Annotated in this window: 21 protein-coding genes; 11 read left to right on the top strand and 10 right to left on the bottom strand. The window is 70.2% G+C overall.

Going from position 1 to position 23,974, the window contains the following annotated elements; translation table 11 throughout:
• Positions 1-53 precede the first annotated feature (53 nt).
• The 3 genes from ACSU1G_RS10335 to ACSU1G_RS10325 are packed head-to-tail and all read left to right on the top strand — an operon-like array spanning position 54 to position 1,879.
• Positions 54-830: a DUF3710 domain-containing protein gene (locus ACSU1G_RS10335; protein WP_439279833.1), complete on the top strand. Its 777-nt coding sequence runs from the start codon at positions 54-56 to the stop codon at positions 828-830.
• 7 nt (positions 831-837) lie between these two features.
• Positions 838-1,185: a hypothetical protein gene (locus tag ACSU1G_RS10330; protein WP_439279832.1), complete on the top strand. Its 348-nt coding sequence runs from the start codon at positions 838-840 to the stop codon at positions 1,183-1,185.
• Positions 1,169-1,879: a DUF3159 domain-containing protein gene (locus tag ACSU1G_RS10325; RefSeq protein WP_439279831.1), complete on the top strand. Its 711-nt coding sequence runs from the start codon at positions 1,169-1,171 to the stop codon at positions 1,877-1,879. The genes ACSU1G_RS10330 and ACSU1G_RS10325 overlap by 17 nt, the downstream gene beginning before the upstream one ends.
• A 110-nt stretch (positions 1,880-1,989) precedes the next feature.
• Here the strand turns inward: ACSU1G_RS10325 and ACSU1G_RS10320 are convergent, their stop codons facing one another.
• The 3 genes from ACSU1G_RS10320 to ACSU1G_RS10310 all read right to left on the bottom strand — a co-directional run bounded on the left by ACSU1G_RS10320 (position 1,990) and on the right by ACSU1G_RS10310 (position 5,472).
• Positions 1,990-3,930, bottom strand: a complete 1,941-nt coding sequence (locus ACSU1G_RS10320) for a DUF222 domain-containing protein (protein WP_439279830.1) — start codon at positions 3,928-3,930, stop codon at positions 1,990-1,992.
• A 148-nt stretch (positions 3,931-4,078) separates the two neighbouring features.
• The gene (locus ACSU1G_RS10315; protein WP_439279829.1) at positions 4,079-4,747 is read right to left on the bottom strand and encodes a potassium channel family protein; all 669 of its coding nucleotides are present in this window, start codon (positions 4,745-4,747) and stop codon (positions 4,079-4,081) included.
• Positions 4,744-5,472 (bottom strand): potassium channel family protein, encoded by a 729-nt coding sequence (locus ACSU1G_RS10310; RefSeq protein ID WP_439279828.1) that lies wholly within the window; start codon positions 5,470-5,472, stop codon positions 4,744-4,746. The genes ACSU1G_RS10315 and ACSU1G_RS10310 overlap by 4 nt, the downstream gene beginning before the upstream one ends.
• Positions 5,473-5,600: 128 nt before the next feature.
• Here ACSU1G_RS10310 and ACSU1G_RS10305 point away from each other — a divergent pair, with 128 nt between their 5' ends.
• The 7 genes from ACSU1G_RS10305 (at position 5,601) to ACSU1G_RS10275 (ending at position 16,023) form a co-directional block, all read left to right on the top strand.
• Entirely contained in the window at positions 5,601-7,607 is a 2,007-nt protein-coding gene (locus ACSU1G_RS10305; protein WP_439279827.1) for an APC family permease, read from the top strand.
• Between the two features lie 89 nt (positions 7,608-7,696).
• Positions 7,697-9,154, top strand: a complete 1,458-nt coding sequence (locus ACSU1G_RS10300) for a class I SAM-dependent RNA methyltransferase (RefSeq protein WP_439279826.1) — start codon at positions 7,697-7,699, stop codon at positions 9,152-9,154.
• Positions 9,155-9,411: 257 nt separating this feature from the next.
• Positions 9,412-12,114: an aconitate hydratase AcnA gene (acnA, locus tag ACSU1G_RS10295; protein ID WP_439279825.1), complete on the top strand. Its 2,703-nt coding sequence runs from the start codon at positions 9,412-9,414 to the stop codon at positions 12,112-12,114.
• Between the two features lie 150 nt (positions 12,115-12,264).
• Complete coding sequence (dxs, locus tag ACSU1G_RS10290; RefSeq protein WP_439279824.1) at positions 12,265-14,262, top strand: 1-deoxy-D-xylulose-5-phosphate synthase; 1,998 nt, start codon at positions 12,265-12,267, stop codon at positions 14,260-14,262.
• Complete coding sequence (locus ACSU1G_RS10285; RefSeq protein ID WP_439279823.1) at positions 14,259-14,756, top strand: hypothetical protein; 498 nt, start codon at positions 14,259-14,261, stop codon at positions 14,754-14,756. The genes dxs and ACSU1G_RS10285 overlap by 4 nt, the downstream gene beginning before the upstream one ends.
• Before the next feature lie 2 nt (positions 14,757-14,758).
• Positions 14,759-15,733, top strand: coding sequence for an aldo/keto reductase (locus tag ACSU1G_RS10280; protein ID WP_439279822.1), 975 nt, complete (start codon positions 14,759-14,761; stop codon positions 15,731-15,733).
• A complete protein-coding gene (locus ACSU1G_RS10275) occupies positions 15,733-16,023 on the top strand; it encodes a PLD nuclease N-terminal domain-containing protein (protein WP_439279821.1) in 291 nt (96 codons plus the stop codon). The genes ACSU1G_RS10280 and ACSU1G_RS10275 overlap by 1 nt, the downstream gene beginning before the upstream one ends.
• Here ACSU1G_RS10275 and ACSU1G_RS10270 read toward each other — a convergent pair.
• The gene (locus tag ACSU1G_RS10270) at positions 16,013-16,528 is read right to left on the bottom strand and encodes a ubiquinol-cytochrome c reductase iron-sulfur subunit (RefSeq protein WP_439279820.1); all 516 of its coding nucleotides are present in this window, start codon (positions 16,526-16,528) and stop codon (positions 16,013-16,015) included. The two genes, ACSU1G_RS10275 and ACSU1G_RS10270, sit on opposite strands and share 11 nt — an antisense overlap.
• Before the next feature lie 99 nt (positions 16,529-16,627).
• Between ACSU1G_RS10270 and ACSU1G_RS10265 the strand changes: the two genes are divergently transcribed.
• A complete protein-coding gene (locus ACSU1G_RS10265; protein ID WP_439279819.1) occupies positions 16,628-17,548 on the top strand; it encodes a cation diffusion facilitator family transporter in 921 nt (306 codons plus the stop codon).
• Between the two features lie 24 nt (positions 17,549-17,572).
• Here the strand turns inward: ACSU1G_RS10265 and ACSU1G_RS10260 are convergent, their stop codons facing one another.
• The 6 genes from ACSU1G_RS10260 to msrB all read right to left on the bottom strand — a co-directional run bounded on the left by ACSU1G_RS10260 (position 17,573) and on the right by msrB (position 23,963).
• Positions 17,573-18,130, bottom strand: coding sequence for an aminotransferase class V-fold PLP-dependent enzyme (locus tag ACSU1G_RS10260; protein ID WP_439279818.1), 558 nt, complete (start codon positions 18,128-18,130; stop codon positions 17,573-17,575).
• Positions 18,131-18,286: 156 nt separating this feature from the next.
• Positions 18,287-20,431 (bottom strand): 3-hydroxyacyl-CoA dehydrogenase NAD-binding domain-containing protein, encoded by a 2,145-nt coding sequence (locus ACSU1G_RS10255; RefSeq protein ID WP_439279817.1) that lies wholly within the window; start codon positions 20,429-20,431, stop codon positions 18,287-18,289.
• 88 nt (positions 20,432-20,519) lie between these two features.
• A complete protein-coding gene (locus ACSU1G_RS10250) occupies positions 20,520-21,773 on the bottom strand; it encodes an HRDC domain-containing protein (RefSeq protein ID WP_439279958.1) in 1,254 nt (417 codons plus the stop codon).
• 1 nt (position 21,774) lies between these two features.
• Positions 21,775-22,347, bottom strand: a complete 573-nt coding sequence (locus tag ACSU1G_RS10245) for a DUF3000 domain-containing protein (protein ID WP_439279957.1) — start codon at positions 22,345-22,347, stop codon at positions 21,775-21,777.
• A 90-nt stretch (positions 22,348-22,437) separates the two neighbouring features.
• Positions 22,438-23,505: a threonine aldolase family protein gene (locus ACSU1G_RS10240; protein WP_439279816.1), complete on the bottom strand. Its 1,068-nt coding sequence runs from the start codon at positions 23,503-23,505 to the stop codon at positions 22,438-22,440.
• Positions 23,502-23,963 carry a peptide-methionine (R)-S-oxide reductase MsrB gene (gene msrB, locus ACSU1G_RS10235; RefSeq protein ID WP_439279815.1) on the bottom strand — a complete coding sequence of 154 codons (462 nt, stop codon included), beginning with the start codon at positions 23,961-23,963 and terminating at the stop codon, positions 23,502-23,504. Before msrB ends, ACSU1G_RS10240 begins: the two co-directional genes overlap by 4 nt.
• Positions 23,964-23,974 lie beyond the last annotated feature (11 nt).

Below are 23,974 nucleotides of genomic sequence, written 5' to 3'. Positions count from 1 at the left end.
AATGGCTTTGAACGACTACTTCCCATGCATGACACGGATTGGCAGGCAGGCTCATGATCTTCGGACGTAACCGGAACGTCAAGACCGAAACGGTCGTGCTTCCGGAGGAACTCCAGGACTCCCGGGATCAGGCCGGCGCCGAACCGGTCCCCGAGGCGACCGGACCCTTCGACATCACCGAGCGCCCCGAGACGGACGGCTACCTCGACGTGGGGTCGTTGCGGATCCCGATGGTCCAGGACCTGAAGGTCCGGCTCGACCTGGAGGAATCGACCAAGCGCATCATCGGTGTCACCCTTCAGCTCGGACAGTCCTCGATCCAGGCCCAGGCCTTCGCCGCCCCGCGTTCCGGCGGCCTCTGGGATGAGATCCGGGCCGAGATCCTCGAGTCGGTGGCGGCCACCGAGGGAGCCCAGGTGGGTGAGCAGGAGGGGGCGTTCGGCACCGAGGTCGCCGCCCGCATTCCCGCCGCCATGCCGGACGGCTCGCCCGGATGGCGGGTGGCTCGGTTCGTGGGCGTCGACGGCCCCCGCTGGTTCCTGCGCGGCGTGGTGGGCGGTGAGGCCGCGTTCAAGGATGAGGCGGCCAGCGCCATCAACGACCTGTTCTCCCGCATCGTGGTCCGGCGCGGGGACGACCCCCACCCGCCGAGGGAGCTGCTCCCGCTCACGCCGCCGGAGAACATGCGTCCCGTGCCGCAGCCGGGTCAGGCCAGCCCGACGGCGGGGGCCAGCCAGTCCGGCCAGGCCAGCCAGACCGGCCCAGCAGAGCAGACCGGGCGCACCACGCCGGCACCCGAGCGCGGACCGGAAATCACGGAAGTCCGCTGATCCGGTCGTGATCACTCCGCCGACCGGCTCCGAAGGCAACCCGGCAGCCCGCAGCGGCGCCCATGGGGCCACGGTCCACCGGGAGGGCATGGTGGCGGCGGTGCGGCTTCAGGACCAGGGGGCGCCGGCCCGGTTCGCGGTGGACCTGGTGACACAGGCGCCGAGTCCCGGAAAGATCTCCGCCGGCGGGGAGCGGATCCGTCTGGTCTGGATCGGTCAGCGCCGGGTACCGGGGATCACGGCTGGACGGTGGCTCCGCATCGAGGGATTCCTCTCTGTCCACCAAGACGTCCCCACCGTCTACAACCCCCGATACGAACTGCTGGCAGGAGCACCGCATGAGCACCGATCCTGAGTCTGCCGACGACCAGACGCCCCGGGGGAGGACCCCCGAGGAGACGCCGTCCCAGCTGGACGCGGCGTTGCGCAAGGTCGGTGCCGGCACGGCTGTGACGGACACCGGCCAGATCGACGTCCTCGCCACGATCGGCGGCTGGCGCGGACTGGCGGAATCGGTACTGCCGTCGGCGGTGTTCCTCGTGGCCTTCATCATCACCGAAGACCTGTGGGGCGCAGGCATCGCCGCCGTGGCGGTGGCGGCCGTGTTCAGCGCGCTCCGGTTCATCCAGCGCCAGAGCCCCGTCCAGGCGCTGGCCGGTTTGGCAGCCGTGGCCCTGTGCGTGGTGGTGGCCCTGAACACCGGCGAGGCCCGGGACTACTACCTGTGGGGATTCGTCACCAACGCGGTCTACATCCTCGCCCTCTCGGCGTCCGTGTTCGTCGGCTGGCCCCTCTTGGGCCTGGTGTTCGGGATGGTCCGTAATGAGGGACTCCAGTGGCGGCAGCACCCCGGACGACGGCGTCGGTATGCGCTGGCCACCTGGATCCTGGTGACCGCACTCGGACTGCGCCTGGTGGTCCAGGTGCCGCTGTACCTCGCTGATCTGCTGACGGCGTTGGGGACGGCCCGCTTGGTCATGGGGCTACCCCTCTACGCGCTGGCCCTGTGGCTCGGCTGGCTGGTGTCCGCGAGTAAACCCCGCACCTAGATAGATGAACCCTCTGTCGCCTGGGCTTTGCCTGGGTGTGGAAACGGGCCTCGGCAGTAGCGCCGGGGCCCGTTCCGCTCTTCAGGGAGTACGAGGGTTTCACGATCTTCTCATCGAGGCGGCCCGGGCGTGCTCCACCTGGGTTGCCGGGGTCTCCAAGGTCTCCGGGGTCTCCGTGTCACCCGTGGCTGCCGTGGTGCTTCGGTGATGTGGGGGCCAGGCGAGGTCGAGGCGTCGGGGTGGGGTCGGGTTGTGGTCGTGGGTGGTGAGGGCGGTGGCAGTCTCGGTGGCAGTCTCACGGTCACTGGTGCGGTGACGTGGGTGTCGGTGGTGCAGGGGATGTCGCGTGGCCGTGGCCCACGTGGCCCATATGCATGCTGGGGTCCTGGTTCGTGGTTCTCAGGGGGCACTGGTGTTTCGGTGGTCTCTGGTGTGTGGGGTGGGGTGGTGAGGGGTCGGGGTCGGCTGGTGTAGTTGTGGCCGGTGGGGGTGGTGACGTGGAGTTGGTCTGGTGTGGCTTGATGTTTCCAGCCGGGGTGTTCTTTGGTGTAGTTGCAGCGTTCGCAGAGTCCGGAGCCGTTGGCGTAGCTGGTGGGTCCGCCGTCTCGGTAGGGGGTGGCGTGGTCGACGTGTCGGATCGGGGCCCCGCAGTACGGGGTGCGGCAGGTGTTGTCCCGGAGCATGATCATGCTCCGGAGTTTTCCGGTGAACTCCCGGCGTTGGGATTCCATCGCCACCAGTTGTCCGGTCTCGGGGCAGGTGTAGAGCCGGCGCAGGAACACGCGGGCCTCGGCCTCCCGGCGTGGGTGGGGGTCTGCGGGGTTTACGGTGCCGTCGGTGAGGAGTGTGCGGGCGGTGGTGGCGGGGAGGGGTCCGTGGCCGGGGATCCAGGCGGGGTCGTTGCTGCCGGCGAGCAGGGTGGTGTCGGTCATGATGAGTTGGATCTCCACTGGGGAGGCCTCATCGGGGGTGCGGCCGGTGAGGCGTTCGACGAAGACATCGGACAGGACTTGTTGGGGGCTGCGTCCTCCGGCTTCTCCGGAGGCCACGGTGGTGGCGGCCTGGTCGGTGAGGGCGTTGAAGCAGGCTGCTGCTTCCAGGGCGGGCAGTAGGGCGGTGAGGTAGGCCATCCCGTGTTCTGCCGGTTTGATGCGTACGTGTCGGGTGGTCACGGCTTGGTCGTATTGTTCGGCGGCGGCTTCGGGGTCCTGCTGGTGGGCCAGGGCCTGGACCTGGCGGGTGAGTTCACGGATCCCCAGACCCGGCAGCCGCTCGGCCAAGACGGCATCGACGTGGCGGCGGGCCGGGGCGGGCAGCCAGTGGGTGTGGCGTTCCACGGTGGCGGCGTGTTCCTCGCTGATCTGACCTGTTTGCAGGGCGGTGAGCGTGTGCGGCAGGTCTTCGGTGAGGTGGCGGGCTTGCCGCAGGTGGTTGCTGCCGCGTTGCGGGCTCTGGCGACGGGCCAGGCCGATCTCGGAGCCCAGTCCGAGCCCGCGACGGGAGGTGGGGATGCCGCGGGCGGCCTCGTCCAGGATCCGGTGCTGGTGCAGGGCTGCGGTTTCGCGGGCCTGGGCGGCGGCGCAGGCGGCTTTGAGGTCTTCGAGGACGCGGATGCGGTGGATGGCCTCGGCCTCGCAGGTCACGGCGGCCAGTTCTTCCGCGGTCGGCCCGAACCGACCCGCCGGAGTACGACCCACAGGAGTGTCAGGAGTGTCAGGAGTGTCAGGAGTGCTGCGGTCAGCGGGAACGGCGGGAGTGCTGGCAGTGCTGGCGGTCTGGAGTGCGGCCGGGGAGGCTGCCGGGACCATGCCGGCCAGGGATTCCCGCAGGGCGATGATGTCCCGGGCGTCCTCCAGAACAGGGACAGCAGGGACAGCAGGCGCGGCAGGGGCGGCAGGGACAGCAGGCGCGGCAGGTGCGGCGGCGGTCGCGTGAATGGCAGGAATGTGGGGAATAGCTGGGTCCGTGGGAGCGGCGGGGGTGGTTGAGCCCACGGGGGCGCGGCCGTGGAGGGTGGTGACCCTTGGAGCACGATCCGCGTCTTCGAACATGTGTACTACTCTAAGCCGTGCCCCGGACACGGTAAAGGACTGCCCGTCAGCCTGTGGACAAGATCTGAGAAGGCGTTCTCACCCGGTCCGGGGCTACTCAGCCGGGCGGGGGCTACCGGCGAGGGCCACGCCGCGAGGGGAGCCCCGGCTATGAACCGTCCTCGGCCACGAGCAGCCCGCGCAGGCGTTCCTCGGACTCCACGGTGGTCAGGAAGAACACCTCGTCGGCGGCCTCCAGGACGTCGTCGTCGCTCGGGGTGATGGGCCGGGTGTCGCGGATGATGGACACCACGGAGACATCCGCAGGCCAGGACACCGAACCCAGTCGACGCCCGTCGGTCCAGTGGCTGCTGGGGACGGTGAACTCCACGAGGGTGGTCTGTCCGGACTTCAGGGTCAACAGGCGCACGAGGTCGCCCGTCTCCACGGCCTCCTCCACCAGGGCGGTCATGATCCGCGGGGTGGACACCGCCACATCCACGCCCCAGGACTCGTCGAAGAGCCAGTCGTTCTTCGGGTTGTTGACGCGGGCCACCGTCCGTCCGACCCCGAACTCGGACTTCGCCAGCAGGGAGACCACCAGGTTGGCCTTGTCATCTCCCGTGGCGGCCACAAGCACGTCCGCCGTCTCGAGGTGGGCCTCCTGCAGCACCGCGAGCTCACAGGCATCCCCGATGAGCCACTTGACGCCGCGCAGACCCGACCGGGAGACCACCTCGGGTTTGGTGTCCACGAGCAGGATCTCGTGCCCGTTGGCGAGCAGCTCACGGGCGATCGAGGAACCCACGGATCCGGATCCGGCGATGACGACCCTCACCTCTGCACCACCCCGTGCCCCCCGCTGTTCCCGTCATGCTCTTCGTCCCACCGGTCCGTGCCGGTCGGCGGGTCGGCGGCCAGGATGCGTTCGGACTCGTCCTGCCCGGCCACGGACAGCACGGCATGCACGATGTCTCCCTGTTGGTACAGGGTGTCCGCCCGGGGCACGGTCCCCTCGCCCATCCTCGTGAGGAAGGCGACCCGGAGGCCGGCCTCGGCCTCCAGCTCGGACAGGCGGCGCCCGATCCATCCGGGCGAGACCCGCACCTCCGCCATCACGATCCGCCCCGAGGCGTCCCGGAAGTCGCCGGACAGATCAGCATCCGGCAGGATGCGGCGCAGCACCTGATCGGTGGACCAGCGCACGGCCGCCACGGTGGGGATCCCGAGCCGCTGAAAGATCTCCGCGCGGCCGGGATCATAGATCCGGGCCACCACGTGCTCCACACCGAAGGTCTCCCGCGCCACCCGCGCCGCGATGATGTTCGAGTTGTCCCCGGAGGACACGGCGGCGAAGGCATAGGCATCCTGAATGCGGGCCTTGGTCAGGGCATCACGGTCGAAGCCGACGCCGGTGACCCGTTGGCCACCGAAATGCCGTCCGAGGCGCCGGAAGGCCTGCTCGTCCTGATCGACCACGGCCACCGAGTGGCCGCCACGCTCCAGGGTCAGCGCGAGGGACGAGCCCACGCGGCCGCAGCCCATGATCACGAAGTGGGCCATCCGATTCCCTCCCGGTCCTTGCCCTCATTGGTCGCTCCCGGCGGGGTGCGGCCGTGCTGCCGGCTTGGCCGGCGAGTCCAGTGTGCCACGCGCCGGTGGATGCGCTCTTCCGGGGGTACCGTGGTGGCGTGGCAACGGTCCTGGAATCCCTCCGCCGGCTCGTGGTGGGCCGGCCCTATGACACGGAACGGCTGAACCGCCGGCCCCTCGGCCGGTTCACGGCGCTACCCGTGTTCTCGGCCAACGCCTGGTCCTCCGTCGCCTATGCCCCGGACGAGATCCTACTGACCTTGGCCCTTGGCGGCACGGCGGCGCTGTCCCTCGGCCCCGAGATCGGCGTGGCCGTGGTGGCCGTGATGCTGCTCATCGTGCTGTCCTACCGGGTGTCCATCCGGGCCTACCCGGAGGGCGGGGACTACGCCATCTCCCGGGCGAACCTGGGCCCGTGGGCCGGAGTGACGGTCGGGGCGGCGCAGATGCTCGACTTCGTGTTCACGGTGGCCGTGTCCGTGGCGGCGATGTCCCACTACCTGACGGCCGTCTTCCCCGTGCTGGGAGGTGCGGAGTCCGCGGTGGCGGTGGCCGGCGTCGTGCTTCTGGCCCTAGCGAGCATCCGCGGTGCCGGTCGCGGACGCCGGACCCCCGCCCTCCTGGCCTTCGGCCTGTTGGTCCTGCTCTTCGGCATGATCGTCACCGGCCTCGTCCAGGATGCCCTGGGTGTTTTGGAACCGGCGACGTCGGCCGCGCTGGAACCGGTGCCCGATCCCGCCTTCGCGGCGGGGCTGGGTCCTCTGGCGATGGCCGTGCTCGTCCTCCGGGCCTTCTCCTCGGGATCGGCGCTGGCGACCGGTGTGGAGGTCCCGGCCTCGAACGTGGCGGCCATGGTCAATCCCCGCATCCGCACGGCCCGGTTCGTCATGCTGACCATGGGCCTGATCGCCGCGGCCTCCACCCTCGGGGTGATGTACCTGGCGGACCGCACCTCCGTGGTCTTCGTCCTGGATCCGGCGGCGTTGCAGTCCGTGGGAGGGGGACCGGTGCCGGCGGACTACGTGCAGCATCCTGTCCTGGCTCAGCTGGCCAACACGGTCCTCGGGGCCGGCAGCCTGCTGAGCGGGGCCCTGATGCTGCTGGTGGTCGTGCTGCTGGTGCTGGCCGGGCACTCGGCCTTCAAGTCCTTCCCCGAACTGGCGTCCCGGCTCGCTGCGGACGGTTATCTGCCACGTCAACTCCTCACGCGCGGGGACCGGCTGGGCTACACCAACGGGGTGGTGCTGCTGACCTTGGCCGCGCTGGGGCTCGTGTGGATGTTCCAGGCCCAGACGGCCCTGCTGGTCCAGCTCTACGTGATCGGGGTGTTCCTCTCGTTCACGGTGAGCCAACTGGGCATGGTGCGGCATTGGGGGCGGCAGCTGGCCCACACCCCGGGGACGAGGGCCCGGCAGTCGGTCCGGACCCGGCGGCTGGTGAACCTGGTGGGGCTCGTGGTCACGGCACTGGTGGCGCTCGTGGTCTTGGTGACCCGGTTCGGCCAGGGGGCGTGGGTCGCGCTCCTGGCCATCGCGGTCATGGTGTTGGTGATGTCCCGCATCCGGAACCACTATGACGCGGTGGCCTCCGAACTCGACCTGACCCCCGCGGAGGACGCCCGGGCCCTGCCGTCCCGCGTCCATGCCGTCATCCTGGTGATGTCCGTCCAGCGGCCCACGCTGCGGGCCGTGGCCTATGCCCGGGCCTCACGCCCCTCCAGTGCGGAGGCCGTGGTGGTGGACCTGGACAAGGGATCGACGCAGGAGCTGTTGGCGGCCTGGGACCGCCTGGAGCTGCCGGTGCCGGTGACCGTGCTGGCCTCGCCCTACCGGGAGATGTCCGAACCCCTGATCCGCCATCTGCGGGCCCACCGGAGGACCTCCCCGCGGGACCTGGTGGTGGTGTACATCCCGGAATATGTGGTCGCCCGCGGCTGGCAGCGCCTGTTGCACAACAGGACGACCAAACGCCTCAAGGACCGGCTGCACCGCGAGCCCGGGGTGATGGTCGCCTCCGTGCCGTGGCAGCTCTCCAGCGCGGGTGGCGGTACGCACCGCCTACCTGAATCTCCCTTGGGCCAGACGAGAACGGGGCCGGACCAGTAGAGTCGGGGACAAAGGTGTTCCGAATCTCTGCCGGACAAACGGGCCGGAAGGATCCCGGAGACCATGACCCCTGAAGGAGGCCGGCCACGATGACGCCCACCCGGGAGACCAGCAAGGCCGAGAGGACCCGCCCACAGGTCCGTGATGCGGCGGTGGTGCCGGAGGCCCCCCGGATCCTCGAACTGGAGATCGGGCCCATGGCCCACGGCGGCCACTGCGTGGCCCGTCACGAGGGCCGGGTGGTGTTCGTCCGGCATGCCATCCCCAGTGAGGTGGTCCGGGCCGTGGTCACCGAGGCGGGGGAGGGGGCCCGCTTCTGGCGGGCGGACACGGTCGAGGTCCTCCACGGCTCCGAGTTCCGCCGGACCCATCAGTGGAAGCTGGCCGATTCGCTGCGTGCCCACGCCGCAGGCCGGCTGCCCGTGGGTGGGGCCGAGTACGGACACATCGTGCTGCCGTACCAGCGCAGGCTCAAGGCCCAGGTGTTCCGGGACACGGTGGCGCGGATCGCCGGGATCCAGTTGGACGTGCAGGTCACCGGCGCAGAGGGGGATGAGCCCTCCGGTCTGCACTGGCGCACCCGCAACGCCTTCGCCGTCACGCCCACGGGCCGGTTGGCCATGCACGCCCACCGCTCCAACGTGCTGGTCCCGGTCCGGAACATGCCCCTCGGGGTCCATGGGCTGGACGCCCTGAAACTCTGGGAACTCGACTTCACCGGGATCGCCCGGGTGGATGTGGCCACCCCCGGGACCGGCGAACCGTCCCTGGTGCTGTTGACGCCGACCGAGGGCACGGACCCGTCATCGTTGGGCGGGCGCATGCACCGCCAGACGAGCCGACTGCCGGAGGGCACCTCCGTGGCGTTGACCGTGCCGGGCAAGACCCCGGAGGACCGCCCCGAGGTGCACCGGCTCCGAGGGCGCACGTGGACCCAGGAGGAGGTCACCACTGCCCGCGGGGACCAGCACCCGTTCCGGATCACCGGCGACGGCTTCTGGCAGGTCCACCGTTCGGCCCCCACCCTGCTGGTGGACGCCGTGCTGGAGGCCGCCGCGCCGCAGCCGGGCCAGGTGGTCGCCGACCTGTATGCCGGTGCCGGGCTGTTCTCGGCCTTCCTGGCGAAGGCCGTAGGGCCCGTAGGCCTGGTGCTGTCGGTGGAGGCCTCCCCGGGGGCCAGTCGGGACGCACGGCGCAACCTGCACGGCATCACCCAGGCCGCCGTCCTCAACGGTATGACGGACCGGATCCTCGGCGGCTGGCTGAACCATCCCGAGAAGCCCGTGGCCGACGGCGGCCTGGACGGCCGCTCGGTGGACACGGTGGTCCTGGACCCGCCCCGGGCGGGCGCCGGAAAGGCCGCCGTGGAACGGATCCACCGGCTGGACCCCGGCCGGATCGTCTACGTCTCCTGCGACCCGGCGTCCTTCGCCCGGGACCTGGGCCTGCTCGCCCAGGCCGGCTGGGTCACCGAGTCGGTCCGGGTCTTCGACCTCTACCCGGATACGCACCATATGGAGTCCGTGGCGGTCCTCACCCGGCCCTGACGCCGCCTCGGTACAGGTCTGCAGGACGTGGGCAGGACATCTGTGCGCGGCAAGCGCGGGATCGTGCCGACCATCGGGCTAGGATGGGAGGCGAGCCCCCTGTGACGGTGTCGTCAGACGATCGGCACGGGATCGGCATGTGGCTGCCACCATCGGCCGGAAATCGCCCGCACGCGGTACCGGAGCAAACGGTGGACCGGGCATGGCACTGACAGACCGGCCAATCGCCCTGACCCAGGGCGGGAAGAGGAGTCCCCGTGACTACTGTTGACAGCTTCGGCTCCAAGGGCGTCCTGGACGTCAATGGCGCTGAGTACGAGATTTTCCGGCTGAACAAGGTGGAGGGTGCGGACAAGCTCCCCTACTCCTTGAAGGTCCTGTTGGAGAACCTGCTCCGCACCGAGGACGGTGCGAACGTGACCGCCGAGTCCATCAAGGCCTTGGGTTCCTGGGACGCCAACGCCCAGCCGGACACCGAGATCCAGTTCACCCCCGCCCGCGTCCTCATGCAGGACTTCACCGGTGTGCCCTGCATCGTGGACCTCGCCACCATGCGTGAGGCCATCAAGGACCTCGGCGGCGATGCCTCCCGCGTGAACCCGCTGGCCCCGGCCGAGCTCGTGATCGACCACTCGGTGCAGATCGACTCCTTCGGCAACGACCAGGCCATCGAGCGCAACATGGACATCGAGTACCAGCGCAACGGCGAGCGGTACCAGTTCCTGCGCTGGGGCCAGACGGCGTTCAACGACTTCAAGGTCGTCCCCCCGGGCATGGGCATCGTGCACCAGGTCAACATCGAGAACCTGGCCCGCACCGTGATGACCCGCGAGGTGGACGGCGTGCTGCGCGCCTACCCGGACTCCTGCGTCGGCACCGACTCCCACACCACCATGGTCAACGGCCTGGGCGTGCTGGGTTGGGGCGTCGGCGGTATCGAGGCCGAGGCCGCCATGCTCGGCCAGCCGGTCTCCATGCTCATCCCGCGCGTGGTGGGCTTCAAGCTGACCGGGTCCATCCCGGCCGGCGCCACCGCCACGGACGTGGTGCTGACCATCACCGAGCAGCTGCGCGCCCACGGCGTGGTCGGCAAGTTCGTGGAGTTCTACGGTGAGGGCGTCGGCTCCGTGCCGCTGGCCAACCGCGCCACCATCGGCAACATGTCCCCGGAGTTCGGCTCCACCGCCGCCATGTTCCCGATCGACGATGTCACCCTGGGTTACCTGCGCCTGACCGGCCGCTCCGAGGAGAGCATCGCGCTGGTGGAGGCCTACGCCAAGGAGCAGGGCCTCTGGCACGACCCCTCGAAGGAGATCCAGTTCTCGGAGTACCTCGAGCTGGACCTGGGCACCGTGGTCCCCTCGATCTCCGGCCCGAAGCGTCCCCAGGACCGCATCGAGCTCACGGACTCCAAGGAGCAGTTCCGCAAGGACATCCACCACTACGCCACCGAGGACGAGGCCGGCTCCGGCCGCCCGTCCAAGTCCGTGGGCGTGGCCATGGAGGACGGCCGCGAGTTCCAGCTGGACCACGGCATCGTCTCGATCGCCTCGATCACCTCCTGCACCAACACCTCGAACCCCTCGGTGATGATGGCCGCCGCCGTGCTGGCCCGCAACGCCGTGGAGAAGGGCCTCACCTCGAAGCCCTGGGTCAAGACCTCCGTGGCCCCCGGCTCCCGCGTGGTCACCGAGTACTACGAGAAGTCCGGGCTGATCCCCTCCCTGAACGCCCTGGGCTTCAACATCGTGGGCTACGGCTGCACCACCTGCATCGGCAACTCCGGTCCGCTGGAGCCCGAGATCTCCCAGGCCATCCAGGACAACGACCTGTCCGTGACCTCGGTGCTCTCCGGCAACCGCAACTTCGAGGGCCGCATCAACCCGGACGTGAAGATGAACTACCTGGCGTCCCCGCCACTGGTGGTCGCCTACGCCCTGGCCGGCACCATGGACTTCGACTTCGAGAACGATCCACTGGGCCAGGACTCCGCGGGCCAGGACGTGTTCCTCAAAGACATCTGGCCGGAGCCGACCGAGGTCCAGGAGATCATCGACCGCTCGATCGACACCGAGATGTTCACCCGTGAGTACGAGACCATCTTCGACGGCGATCACCGCTGGCAGGCGCTGGAGACCCCCGAGGGCGATACCTTCGAGTGGGACGAGCAGTCCACCTACGTCCGGAAGCCCCCGTACTTCGACGGTATGCCGGCCGAGCCGACACCGGTCGAGGACATCTCGGGCGCCCGCGTGCTGCTCAAGCTCGGTGATTCCGTGACCACGGACCACATCTCCCCGGCCGGTTCCTTCAAGTCGGACACCCCGGCCGGAAAGTACCTGCTGGAGAACGGTGTGGAGCGCAAGGACTTCAACTCCTACGGCTCCCGCCGTGGCAACCACGAGGTGATGATCCGCGGCACGTTCGCGAACATCCGCATCAAGAACCAGCTGCTGGACGGCGTGGAGGGCGGCTTCACCCGCGACTTCACCCAGGATGGTTCCCCACAGGCCGCGGTCTACGACGCTGCGCAGAACTACCAGGCCGCCGGCACCCCGCTGGTGGTGCTGGCCGGCAAGGAGTACGGCAGCGGCTCGTCCCGTGACTGGGCCGCCAAGGGCACCGCACTGCTGGGCGTGAAGGCCGTCATCACGGAGTCCTTCGAGCGCATCCACCGCTCGAACCTGATCGGCATGGGCGTGCTGCCGCTGCAGTTCCCCGAGGGCGAGTCCTCGGACTCCCTGGGACTGGACGGCACCGAGACCTTCAGCGTCTCCGGCGTGACGGCCCTGAACGAGGGCTCCACCCCGAAGACCGTCAAGGTCACCGCCACGCATGAGAACGACACCGTCACCGAGTTCGACGCGGTCGTCCGCATCGACACCCCCGGTGAGGCCGACTACTACCGCAACGGCGGCATCCTGCAGTACGTGCTGCGCCAGATCGCCGCAAAGAAGTAGCTCACCACTCCGACCGGCGGGCCGGGTTCCCCACACGGGGGACCCGGCCCGCCGGCGTCGTGCCCCTCCCTCCCAGCCGCACCGCGACGGCGCGCTATTCTGGGGGAAGCTGTTGTGACCCTCCCTCCCGGCCGAAAGGACCGCTTGCCCGTGGGCCTTCTCGAAACGATCCGCACCCCGCAGGACCTGCACCCCCTCACCCGAGGCCAGATGCGGCAATTGGCGAACGAGGTCCGAGCCTTCCTCATCGCCAACGTCTCCCGCACGGGTGGACACCTGGGACCGAACCTCGGCGTGGTGGAGCTGACCCTGGCGATCCACCGGAGCTTCGACTCGCCGCAGGACGCCGTCATTTTCGACACCGGCCACCAGTCTTACGTGCACAAACTGGTGACCGGCCGGCAGGACTTCTCCACCCTGCGCCAACAGGACGGGCTCTCCGGGTACGGGGACCGTGCCGAGTCCGTGCATGACGTGGTCGAGTCCTCCCACGCCTCCTCGTCCCTGTCCTGGGCGGACGGGATCTCCCGGGCCTGGGCCCTGCGCGGTCAGGGCGAGCGCACCGTGGTGGCCGTAATCGGGGACGGCGCGCTGACCGGCGGCATGGCCTGGGAGGCCATCAACAACATCGCCGCGGACCGGGACCGCCGCGTGGTGATCGTGGTCAATGACAACGGCCGTTCCTACGCCCCGACCGTCGGCGGGCTGGCGAACCAGCTCTCCGGTCTGCGCCGGGCCTTTCTGGACAAGCTCCGCACCCACCGCGGCTACGAGGACACCCTCGACTTCTGGAAGACGCGGCTGCAGAACACCGGGACCGCCGGACGTTTCGTCTATAAGTCGCTGCACGCCACCAAGAAGGGCCTCAAGGACTGGTGGGCGCCCCAGGGCCTGTTCGAAGACCTGGGGATGAAGTACATCGGCCCCATCAACGGCCACGACCAGGACGAGCTCGAGGAGGCGCTGGCGGATGCCAAGAACTACGCCGGCCCCGTGATCGTGCACGCCATGACGGAGAAGGGCCACGGCTATGCCCCCGCCGTGGCCCACCAGGCCGACCAGTTCCACGCCATCGGCAGGATCGACCCGGAGACGGGGGAGCCGGTGGCCTCCAGCTCGGGTCCCTCGTGGACGTCCGTGTTCGGCGAGGAGATCGCCGCGATCGCGGACGAGCGTGAGGACATCGTGGCGATCACCGCCGCCATGAGGATCCCGGTGGGTCTGGGCCTGATGGCCGAACGCCACCCGGACCGCGTGTATGACGTCGGCATCGCCGAGCAGCACGCCGTCACCTCGGCCGCCGGCATGGCCTTCGGCGGGCTGCACCCTGTGGTGGCCGTCTACGCCACGTTCCTCAACCGCGCCTTCGACCAGGTGCTCATGGACGTGGGCCTGCACCGGGCCGGGGTCACCTTCGTGCTGGACCGGGCCGGTGTCACCGGCCCGGATGGCCCCAGCCACCACGGCATGTGGGACCTGGCCCTGTTGCAGTCCGTGCCCACCCTGCGGATCGCCGCACCCCGGGATGCGGAGCGGCTGCGTGAGGAGCTGCGCGAGGCGGTGGCGGTGGAGGATGCCCCCACCGTGGTGCGCTTCTCCAAGGGCTCCGTCGGCCCGGAGATCGCGGCCCTGGAGCGGCTCGAGGACGGCGTGGACGTGCTGCTGCGCCTCGGCACGGCCTCCGCTGAACCCGGGGCCGAACGGGACGTGCTGATCGTGGCCGTCGGATCCCTGGCCGAGATGGGCCTGGATGTGGCCGCGAGGCTGGCGGACCAGGGCATCTCCGCCACCGTGATCGACCCCCGCTGGGTGCTGCCCGTGCGGGACTCCGTGATCAGCCAGGCCGCCCGCCACCGGATCGTGGTGTGCCTGGAGGACGGGGTGAAGGCCGGCGGCGTCGGCTCCCGGATCCGTCAGGAGATGCGCGCCCGCGGCGTGGACACCGCCCTGAACGAGGTCGGCCTGCCGGTGCAGTACCTCGCCCACGGCTCCCGTGAGCAGGTGCTGGAACGCACCGGGCTGACCGCGCGCCAGGTGGCGCAGGACACGGTGGCGCAGGTGCTGGGCACCAAGGTCCCCTTCGCCCGGCCGCTGACCGGCCAGATGAGTCAGATCCCCACCACCCCCACCACGGAGGGCAAGAAGTGAGCATTGTACGCACGTATCGGCGGTCCGAGCAGGACGGCCAGCAGCGGGTGGACTACCGCGAGGCCTGGTTCGCGCCGGGCAGCGGCGAGGTGGTCGTCCACCACGGGCGCCTCGGAACCACGGGCACGACGACGGCCGAGAAGGTCGCGGACGACGCCGCCGGTGAGGAGCTGCTCGCCGGATTCGCCACGCAGTGCGCCGAGGACGGCTTCGCCGAGCTGACGGAGGACCAGGTGAAGACCCTGCAGGTCTCCTACCGCCTCAAGGGCACGGCGCCGACGACCGTGGAGACGTCCCTCGTGGAGAGACTGCGCGGGGAGATCACCAACCAGTTGGCCTGGCGGGGCCTCGGCGAGGTTGTGGGGGAGCAGCTGGAGTCCGGTCGGGTCGTCTTCGAGGTGGCCACGGTGCACCCCCGCAAGGCCGCCGCCGAGATCCCGGCCGCCGCGAAGTTCGCGCAGGTCCAGCCCTCGCGCGTGACCACGGGGGTGTGACGGTGGAACATCGCCGTCTCGGCCACTCCGGTCTGTCCGTCTCCGTCGTCGGGCTGGGGTGCAACAATCTCGGCCGTCCCGGCACCGCCACCCTCGAGCAGGAGGGCACGGACGCCGTGGTGCACGCCGCCCTGGACGCCGGGGTGAGCCTCTTCGATGTCTCGGACACCTACGGGGCCACCCCGGGGCTCAGCGAGGAGCGGCTCGGCCGCGCGCTGGGGGACCGGCGCGGGGAGATCGTGCTGGCCACCAAGTTCGGTATGGACATGCGCGGTGCCAACGGCAACGACTTCGGTGCCCGCGGCTCCCGGCGGTACATCGTCCGGGCCGTGGAGGCCTCTCTGCGGCGGCTGGGGACGGACTGGATCGACCTGTACCAGTTCCACACCCCGGACGAGGCCACCCCGATCGAGGAGACGCTCTCCGCGATGGACGACCTGGTGCGCTCCGGCAAGGTCCGGTACATCGGGCACTCCAACCGGGCCGGCTGGCAGATCGCCGAGGCCGAGTTCGTGGCCCGCGAGCTGGGCACCGAGCGGTTCATCTCCGCGCAGAACCACTACAACCTGCTGGACCGCCGGGCCGAGCTCGAGGTGCTGCCCGCGGCGCGGGCCTATGGTCTGGGCGTGCTGCCGTACTTCCCGCTGGCCAACGGGATGTTGACCGGCAAGTACTCCGCCGGCACGGCGCCCGAGGGCTCGCGGCTCTCGCACTCGCGTCAGCATATGGTCCAGGAGGCGGACCTGAAGCAGCTGCGCCGTTTCGGTGAGTTCGCCCGGGAGCGGGGGCTGACCGAGGTGGAGCTGGCGTTCTGCTGGCTGGCCGCCCAGGACCCGGTCACCTCCGTGATCGCCGGGGCCACCCGGCCGGAGCAGGTCCGCCAGAACGCCGCAGCCGTGCGCTGGGTGCCCACCGAGGCGGAGCGGGCCGAGATGGACGAGATCTTCCCGACCGTGCCGAAGGTCGCGCTGTTCTAGTGGGAGGCCTCGCCGTCAACGCCACCGAGATCCTGATGTGGATCCTGGTGATCGCCATCCTGGTGTTGCTGGTGTGGTCCCTGGTCTCCCTCTCGCACTCGCCGCTGAGCCCGGGGCGGAGGATCCCGTGGGCCTTCGTGATGTTCCTGCTGCCCGTGCTCGGCCCGGCCGTCTGGATGTGGTGGCGGTTCTACTACTACGAGCGGCGCAAGGCCGAGCAGCCGGACTGGGACCCCAACAGCAACCGGGTCATCGTCAACCCGCCGCGGCGGCCTAACTCTAGAGCGTGACCATCACCCAGTCACCGTCGATCGCGGCGGTGTACCCGGTCAGGGGCTTCTTCGCCGGACCGGCGTAGGGCTCGCCCGTGGTGACGTCGAAGTGCGAACCGTGGCAGGGGCAGGCGAAGACGTCCTCGCCGTTCTCCTCGGTCGGGGCCACGGTGCAGCCCTGATGGGTGCAGACGGCCGAGAAGGCGTGCACCTCGTCCTCCGCCGGCCGGCTGATCAGCAGGGTGCGCCCCTGGAGGCGCACACTCGTCATGCCGCCGGTGGGCAGGTCCGCCACCCGGACCGCCTCGGTCGGCGTGCCGCCGAGGTGGTGCGAGGGGGCGTTGTCCTCGTCCCGGATATCGCTCGTGCACGCCGTCAGCCCCAACGTGCTGGCCACGCCCACGGCGCCGATCAGCGCGCCGCGTTCCAGGAAGGACCGCCGGGACGGGCCGGAGGTGCCGCAACCGCGGCAGGAGGCGCCGCCGTCGTGCTGGTTCTGGGGGGTGGGGGATGCAGAGGTCATCCCCCCATTATCCGCCGTCCGAGGCCACCGGCCACACCAGGTGGCATCCCCCTGGCAGCAGGCCTACGATGACGGCCAGGACCCGTGGAGGAGAGTCTCATGTCCGATGGTGGAGGAAACAAGGCCGTCTTCGCGGCGTTGACCGCGAATCTGGGCATCGCCGTGTTGAAGTTCGTGGCCTTCTTCCTGACCCAATCCTCCTCCATGTTGGCCGAGGGGATCCACTCGGTCGCCGACTCCGGCAACCAGGTGCTGTTGCTGGTGGGCCGGAAGGCCTCCCGGAAGCGGGCCGACGTGGAGCACCCGTTCGGGTATGGACGCAACAGCTACATCTACGGGTTCATCGTCGCCATCGTGCTGTTCAGCGTGGGCGGGCTCTTCGCCCTCTACGAGGCGTACCACAAATGGCAGGATCCCCACCCCATCGACGGCGCGTGGTGGTGGGTGCCCCTCGCGGTGCTGCTCGGCGGCATCGCCCTCGAGGGCCGGTCGTTCTACGTCGCCGCCACCGAGGCACGGAAGATCAAGGGCAAGCAGTCGTACGGCCGGTTCATCCGCACCGCCAAGGCCCCGGAACTGCCGGTGATCCTGCTGGAGGACTTCGCCGCCCTCATCGGTCTGGTCCTGGCCCTGATCGCCGTGTCCCTGACCGTGATCACCGGCAACGGGCTCTGGGATGCCGCCGGCAGCGCCTGCATCGGTGTGCTCCTCGTCCTGGTCGCCGCCGTGCTGGCCGTCGAGATGAAATCCCTGATCCTGGGCGAATCGGCCAGCAGCCAGAACACGGCCGCCATCCGCGCCGCCCTGGAGGGCGAGGGCCAGAATCGCATCATCCACCTCAAGACCGTCCACCTGGGCCCGGAGGAGATCCTCGTGGCCGCCAAGATCAGCGTGGACGAGTGCACGCAGGCACAGGACCTCGTGGACCGGATCAACGAGGCGGAACGCCGGATCCGCGCCACGGTGCCGTGGGCCCGCCTCATCTACATCGAACCCGACATCGAGAGGACCGCCCGTTGAGGCACGGAGCCGTCCACCACGCACTCAGAAGCGCCGGGCGGCCGCTCGGACGGCCCGGGCCACCAGGTCGGCGTCCCGCACGTCGTTGTACAGCGCCGGGGAGACACGGATGACCTCGCCGGCCCCCACGCCGCCGCGGCGGACGGTGAAGACACCCCACTCCGCCAGCAGGTAGTCCGTGATGGCCGTGGTCTGCTGTGAGGTGTTGTTCCCGTCGAGGCGGAAGGCGGTGATCGCCCCGTAGGTCAGCGGGTCCTCCGGCGTGAGGATCTGCAGGTTCGGCACGTCCAGGACCTGCTGCACCCAGCGGTCCCGCAACAGGCGCAGCCGGGCCTGCTTGTTCTGGATGCCCAGGGCCACGTGGAAGTCCAGGGCGGCGGGGACGGCCAGGTAGTTGGCCGAGTTCGCCGTCCCCGTGTGGATCCGGGAGCGGACGTCCTCCGCGCCGTAGTCCCGGTCCCCGAAGTGGCGGTCGATGCTGGCCAGGCGGTCCTTCCGGATATACATGAAACCGCAGCCCAGTGGTGCGCCCATCCACTTGTGGAGGTTGAACCCGACGAACGGGCTGGCCAGATCCGTCACGGTGAAGTCGAGCTGACCGGGAGAGCACCTCGTGCCCTGCGGGTGGCCGGACGGTGGACGGTGCGTGGCGAAGGCCTCCGGCCACAGCGCGACGGCGGCCCGCACCGGGCAGGTGCGGGCCGCCGTCGGGCCCCAGGTTCTGGTGGTGCTCAGCCCTCAGCCGTGGAAGGGCCTGCCGTTGACGCGCTCGGAGGCGCCCACCTGGTCCAGGTACGGGGTGATGCCGCCCAGGTGCAGGGGCCAGCCGGCGCCGAGGATCATGCACAGGTCGATGTCCTGCGCATCAGCCACCACCCCCTCCTCCAGCATCAGACCGATCTCCTGGGCCAGGGCGTCCTGGACCCGCACCAGCAGCTGCTCGGAGGTCTCGGGGGCGTTCCCGGACTCGAGCACCGCGCGGGTCTCGGCCGGAATACCCCGACTCCCGTCCTGCGCCCAGATCGAGGTGATCCCGGCATCGATCAGGCGCTGCAGGTTCGCCGAGACCGGGAACCGCTCGTCCCCGAACGCCGCGTTGAGCGACTCGGTGACGTGCTGGGCCACCGGGATGCCCACCATGGCCAACAGGGTGAACGGGGTCATCGGCAGGGCCATCGGGTCCAACGCGTGGTCGGCCACCTCGGCGTCGGTGCCGGAGTCGAAGGAGTGCTGCACCTCGCCCATCATGCGCAGCAGGATCCGGTTCACCACGAAGGCGGCGGCGTCCTGGACCAGCACGGCGGTCTTGCCCAGGCCCGCGGCCACCGCGAAGGCCGTGGCCAGCACCTCGTCCATGGTGGAGGGCCCCCGCACGATCTCCACCAGCGGCATCACGGCCACCGGGTTGAAGAAGTGGAATCCGACCAGCCGCTCCGGGTGCTGCAGGTCCGAGGCCATCTCGGTGACGGACAGGGAGGAGGTGTTGGTGGCCAGGATGCACTCGGGGGAGACGATCTGCTCCAGTTCGGCCAGCACGGTCTTCTTGACGCCCATCTCCTCGAAGACGGCCTCGATCACGAAGTCGGCGTCCGCGTACACGTCCTTGGACACGGAGCCGGTCACCAGCGCCTTCAGCTGCTCGCCGGACTCGGCGCTCAGCCTGCCCTTGGCGGCGAGCCGGTCCACCTGGGCGTGGACGAGGCCCACGCCGCGGTCCACCCGCTCCTGGTCGATGTCCGTCATCACCACGGGCACGGTCAGCTTCTGCGCGTAGACCAGGGCCAGCTGCCCGGCCATCAGCCCGGCGCCCACCACGCCGACCTTCTGCACCGGGCGGGCCAGCTCGGCCGACGGCGCCCCGGCGGGGTTCTTCGAGCGCTTCTGCACCACGTCCAGGAACGCGTAGACGGTGTTGGCGAACTCGTGCGTCAGCATCAACTCGGCCAAGGCCTCACACTCGGCGGCGGCGGATTCCTCCCGCGTCCGGTGGCGCCCGGCCTCGAAGAGGTCCATGACGGTGGTCGGGGCCGGGACCTGACCGCCGGTCTTGGCCGCCACGATCGCCCGGCCCTCGGCGATGGCCTCGTCCCAGGCCGTCTCGGAGGTGTCGCGCTCTCGCTGGGTGGCCAGCGCGGAGACCGTCTCGGTGTCGCCGGTGATCACCCGGGCGGCCCAGTCCAGGCTGGCCTGGACGAAGACGCCGGTGTCCGCGGGGTCCTGGGCCGGATCGAGGATCGCATCCGCCAGGCCGATCGAGTAGGCGGTGCGGCCGTCGATGGTGCGGTTGTTGGCCAGCGGGTTCTTGATCATCAGCGTCATGGCGTCCCGCGGACCGATGATCCGCGGGGTCTTCCACACCCCACCCCAGCCGGGCACCAGACCCAGGTGGGCCTCCGGGAGGCCGAGCCCCTTCGCCCGGGAGGACACCGTGCGGTAGTGGGTGGCCAGGGCGATCTCCAGGCCCCCGCCGAGCGCCAGGCCGTTGATGAAGGCGAAGGACGGGACCGGGAAATCGCTCAGCACGTTGTAGACGTCGTGGCCCAGCCGGGCGAGCAGCGAGCCCTCGGCGCCCTCCTTCAGACTGCTCACGGACCCCAGGTCCGCCCCGGCCACCAGGAAGCCCGGCTTCCCGGTGATCGCGACGCCGGCCAGCTGGCCTGAGCGCGCGCGCTCGGCCTGGGCGTCCAGCACCCGGCCCAGGCCGATGAGCGTGTTCGGTCCCAGCGTGGTGGGCCGCTTCGGCCCCGCGTGGTTGTCCAGGGTGACCAGCGCCAGGGTCCCGGCCCCGCCGGGCAGCTCGACGTCGGTCACCTCGGCCTGGGTGATGACCTCATCCGGGAACAGGGCGGCGAGGTCGCGGTACGGGGCAAAGCGGTCGGTCATGGTGCTCCTGGATAGGTTTCGGGTGGAGACGAATCCCACGATAACCGACAGTCCCGGAACTCGTGATCAGTAGGCCAGGAACTTAGTGTCAGGCGGGGTCGGGGTCCAGCAGCGCCACGGTGAGGATGGGGGCCGCGATGGAGACCTGCCAGGGGCGGGCACCGAGCCCGGTGAGGGCTTCGGCGACCGAGTCCGGGTCGATCTGCTCCGGCGGGGTCCAGCACAGGCGCCGCAGGGTGTCCGGGGTCAGCAGGTTCTCCAGGGGCACGGAGAGCTCCTCGGCCTTGTTGCCGATCCAGGCCTTGGCCGTCTTCAGCCGCCGGTCGGCCAGGGGGTTGCGGTCCCGCCAGGCCCGCGGGGGCGGGGGACCGTCCAGGGGCAGGTGCAGTGGCGGCAGGCCCTCCCGGGTCTGGGCGGCCGCCTGGCCGGCCTGGATGGCGCGGACCCAGCGGGGGCCCTCCTTGCTGGCGGCGCGCCCGTGGAAGCCCTGGGTCTTCAACAGGGCCGGCACGGTGCTCGGCTGGGAGGTGGCGGCGGCCACGATGGCGGAGTCCGGGATCAACCGCCCCGGGGCCACATCACGGTTCCGGGCCAGCGCCTCACGGGTCTCCCAGAGCTCACGGACCACGGCCAGCTGCTGGGGCTTGCGCAGCCGGTGCATGCCGGAGGTCCGCCGCCACGGGTCCTTGCGGGGCCCGGGGGCCGGGGCGGTGCGGATCGCCTCGAACTCCTGCTCGGCCCATTCCAGCTTCTCGGCCTCCGCCAACAGTTCGAGCATGGCGGCCCGCAGCTCCACGAGCAGTTCGACGTCCAGCGCCGCATACCGCAGCCAGTCCTCGGGCAGCGGGCGGGTGGACCAGTCCGCCGCGGAGTGTTCCTTGGCCAGGGTGACCCCGAGCAGCTGCTCCAGCACGGAGGCCAGCCCCACGCGGGGCAGTCCCAGCAGCCGGCCCGCCAGCTCCGTGTCGAAGAGCCGGTCCGGCCACAGCCCGAGCTCGGAGAGGCAGGGCAGGTCCTGGGTGGAGGCGTGCAGGATCCACTCCACGCCGCTCAGGGCCTGTTGGATGATGGCCAGGTCCTCGAAGGCCTCCGGGTCGATCAGCCAGATCCCGGCGCCCTCGCGCTTGATCTGGACCAGGAACGCCCGCTGGCCGTACCGGAACCCGGAGGCCCGCTCGGCGTCCACGGCCACCGGCCCGCTGCCCGCCGCCAGCAGTCGGGCGCAGCGCTCGAGTTCCTGGCGGGAGTTCGTGACGAAGGGGACGCCGCCCTCCGGCTCGGTGAGGAGTCGGGGTGGTTCGGAGTCGGTCAGGTCCGGGGTGGCGGTGGTGTCCGCTGTGATGTCAGTTCCTCCTGATGCGGGGCAAGGGCGTGACGCCCTCCGGGACCGGTGGCAGGCCGGCGAAGGCACAGACCATGTCGGCCCACGCCTCCAGGTGGTCGGTGCTGTCCGGGCCGGTCGGTGTCCACGAGGCCCGTAGTTCGATGTCGATGGTGTCCGGACGTCCTGCCAGCCCCCCGAAGCTCTCCGAGAGCACCCGGGTGGCGGTCCCGCCGGCCTCGGCGTAGCCGGCCCGGTGATTCTCCAGGGCCTCCACGAGCCAGGTCCACGCCACGGCGCCGACCATCGGGTCGTTGCCGAGGTCTGACTCCAGGGAGGCGCGGATGTACGTCACCACCCGGAACGTGCCCTTCCAGACCGGTGAGCCGGCCGGATCGTGGAGCAGGATGAACCGTCCGGTGGCGAGCTCCTGATCGTCCTCAGCTGTGGGATCGCGGACCTCTGCGGCCAGTGCCACGGCGAAGGGTGCGAGGCGACCGGGGGCGGGGATCTCGTCGAGCGTGATCTCCTGCCGATGCCGCGCCCGGCGCAACCCAGCCAGCGCCTCGCGGAACTCTCCGGGAAGGCGCTGCATCTCTGGGGGGTGGTGGCCAAGCGCAGTCACAGACTCAAGGTTAAAGGCGCGCCCGGTGGATACCGGGACGGCGCGCCGTGGGGGCTCCTATCAGAGGTTCCTGAGTGCCGCGCCCAGGGCCGCCACGAAGCCGTCCACATCCTGTTCGGTGGTGTCCCAGGAGGTCATCCAGCGCACCTCATGCCGCGCCACGTCCCAGTCGTAGAAGGCATAGTCGGCACGCACGGCCTGGGCCACGGCCGGATCGAGGACGGCCAGGACCTGGTTGGCCTGCGGCTCTTGGGTGAGCGTGACGCCGTCCAGGGTGCGGGCCCCCGCTGCCAGCCGGGCCGCCATCGCATTGGCGTGCTGGGCGGATCGCAGCCACAGCCCGTCCGTGAGCAGGGCCACCAGCTGGGCGGAGAGGAAGCGCATCTTGGAGGCCAGCTGCATGGAGGACTTCCGCAGGTAGCCCACCGCCTGGGATGCACCCTCGGCGCGCCGGCCTCCGGGACCGGACGCCACGGCGTCGGGGTCCAGCACCACCACCAGCTCGGCACCCAGGGCGCCGTTCTTCGTGCCGCCGAAGGACACCACATCCACCCCGACGTCGGCCGTGAAGGACCGCAGGTCAGTCCCCAGGGCGGCGGCCGCGTTCGCCAACCGGGCCCCGTCCAGGTAGACGCCCATGCCCAGGGCATGGGCGTGTTCGGTGACGGCCCTGATCTCGTCCGGGGTGTAGACCGTCCCGAGTTCGGTGACCTGGGCGATCTCGACGACGGCGGGCTGGGCCCGGTGCACGAAGCCGACACCGTGGGCCTGGCGGTCGATCAGCTCGGGGGTCAGCTTGCCATCCGGGGTGGGCACGGTGAGGAGCTTGGTGTGGGCGATCCGCTCCGGGGCCCCGCCCTCGTCCTGGTGGATGTGCGCGGACTCGGCGCAGATCACGGCACCCCACGGCGGCAGCAGGGACTGCAGGGCCACCACGTTGGCGCCGGTGCCGTTGAAGACCGGGAAGCCCTCCGCCGCCGCGCCGAACTCGGTGCGGACCAGGTCCTGGAGCCGGGCGGTCCAGGAGTCGTCGCCGTAGGCCGGCTGGTGTCCCGTGTTGGCCTCGGCCAGTGCGGCCAGGACCTCGGGGTGGACGCCGGCGTAGTTGTCTGAGGCGAAGCCCCTCACGCGCCGGCCTTCGGGGCCAGGGTCAGGGACAGGGAGTTCATGCAGTAGCGCAGGTCCGTGGGGGTGTCGAAGCCTTCACCCTGGAAGACGTGGCCCATGTGCGAGCCGCAGTTGGCGCAACGCACCTCGATCCGCTCCATGCCCAGGTCGGTGTCCCGGATGTACTCCACCCGGTCCTCGGCCAGCGGGGCGAAGAAGGAGGGCCAACCGCACTGGGCGTCGAACTTCGTGTCCGAGCGGAACAGCTCGGAGCCGCAGGCGCGGCAGGCGTAGACGCCCTCGGTCTGTGCGTCCCAGTACTCGCCGGTGAAGGGGCGTTCGGTGCCGGCCTGGCGCAGGACCTGGAACTCCTCGGGGCTCAGCCGCTCGCGCCATTCGGCCTCGGAACGGCCGCGGACGGCTGGATCGGTGGTGCTGGGCTGCTCTGACGGGGAGGAGGGGGAGGGGATTTCACTCATGACAGCCATAA

It is taken from the genome of Microbacterium sp. A93 (genome assembly GCF_051842835.1).
The sequence above is the reverse complement of the archived record's forward strand: the minus strand, read 5'-3'. Positions and strand labels throughout refer to the sequence as shown.

Bases quoted from the DNA above. Each gene is read 5' to 3' on its own strand.
- ACSU1G_RS10335 (WP_439279833.1), top strand. From the start codon at position 54: ATGATCTTCGGACGTAACCGGAACGTCAAGACCGAAACGGTCGTGCTT.
- ACSU1G_RS10245 (WP_439279957.1), bottom strand. From the start codon at position 22,347: ATGCAGCGCCTTCCCGGAGAGTTCCGCGAGGCGCTGGCTGGGTTGCGC.
- ACSU1G_RS10310 (WP_439279828.1), bottom strand. From the start codon at position 5,472: ATGGCCCACTTCGTGATCATGGGCTGCGGCCGCGTGGGCTCGTCCCTC.
- ACSU1G_RS10325 (WP_439279831.1), top strand. From the start codon at position 1,169: ATGAGCACCGATCCTGAGTCTGCCGACGACCAGACGCCCCGGGGGAGG.
- ACSU1G_RS10265 (WP_439279819.1), top strand. From the start codon at position 16,628: ATGTCCGATGGTGGAGGAAACAAGGCCGTCTTCGCGGCGTTGACCGCG.
- msrB (WP_439279815.1), bottom strand. From the start codon at position 23,963: ATGAGTGAAATCCCCTCCCCCTCCTCCCCGTCAGAGCAGCCCAGCACC.
- ACSU1G_RS10300 (WP_439279826.1), top strand. From the start codon at position 7,697: ATGACGCCCACCCGGGAGACCAGCAAGGCCGAGAGGACCCGCCCACAG.
- ACSU1G_RS10270 (WP_439279820.1), bottom strand. From the start codon at position 16,528: ATGACCTCTGCATCCCCCACCCCCCAGAACCAGCACGACGGCGGCGCC.
- ACSU1G_RS10255 (WP_439279817.1), bottom strand. From the start codon at position 20,431: ATGACCGACCGCTTTGCCCCGTACCGCGACCTCGCCGCCCTGTTCCCG.
- ACSU1G_RS10320 (WP_439279830.1), bottom strand. From the start codon at position 3,930: ATGTTCGAAGACGCGGATCGTGCTCCAAGGGTCACCACCCTCCACGGC.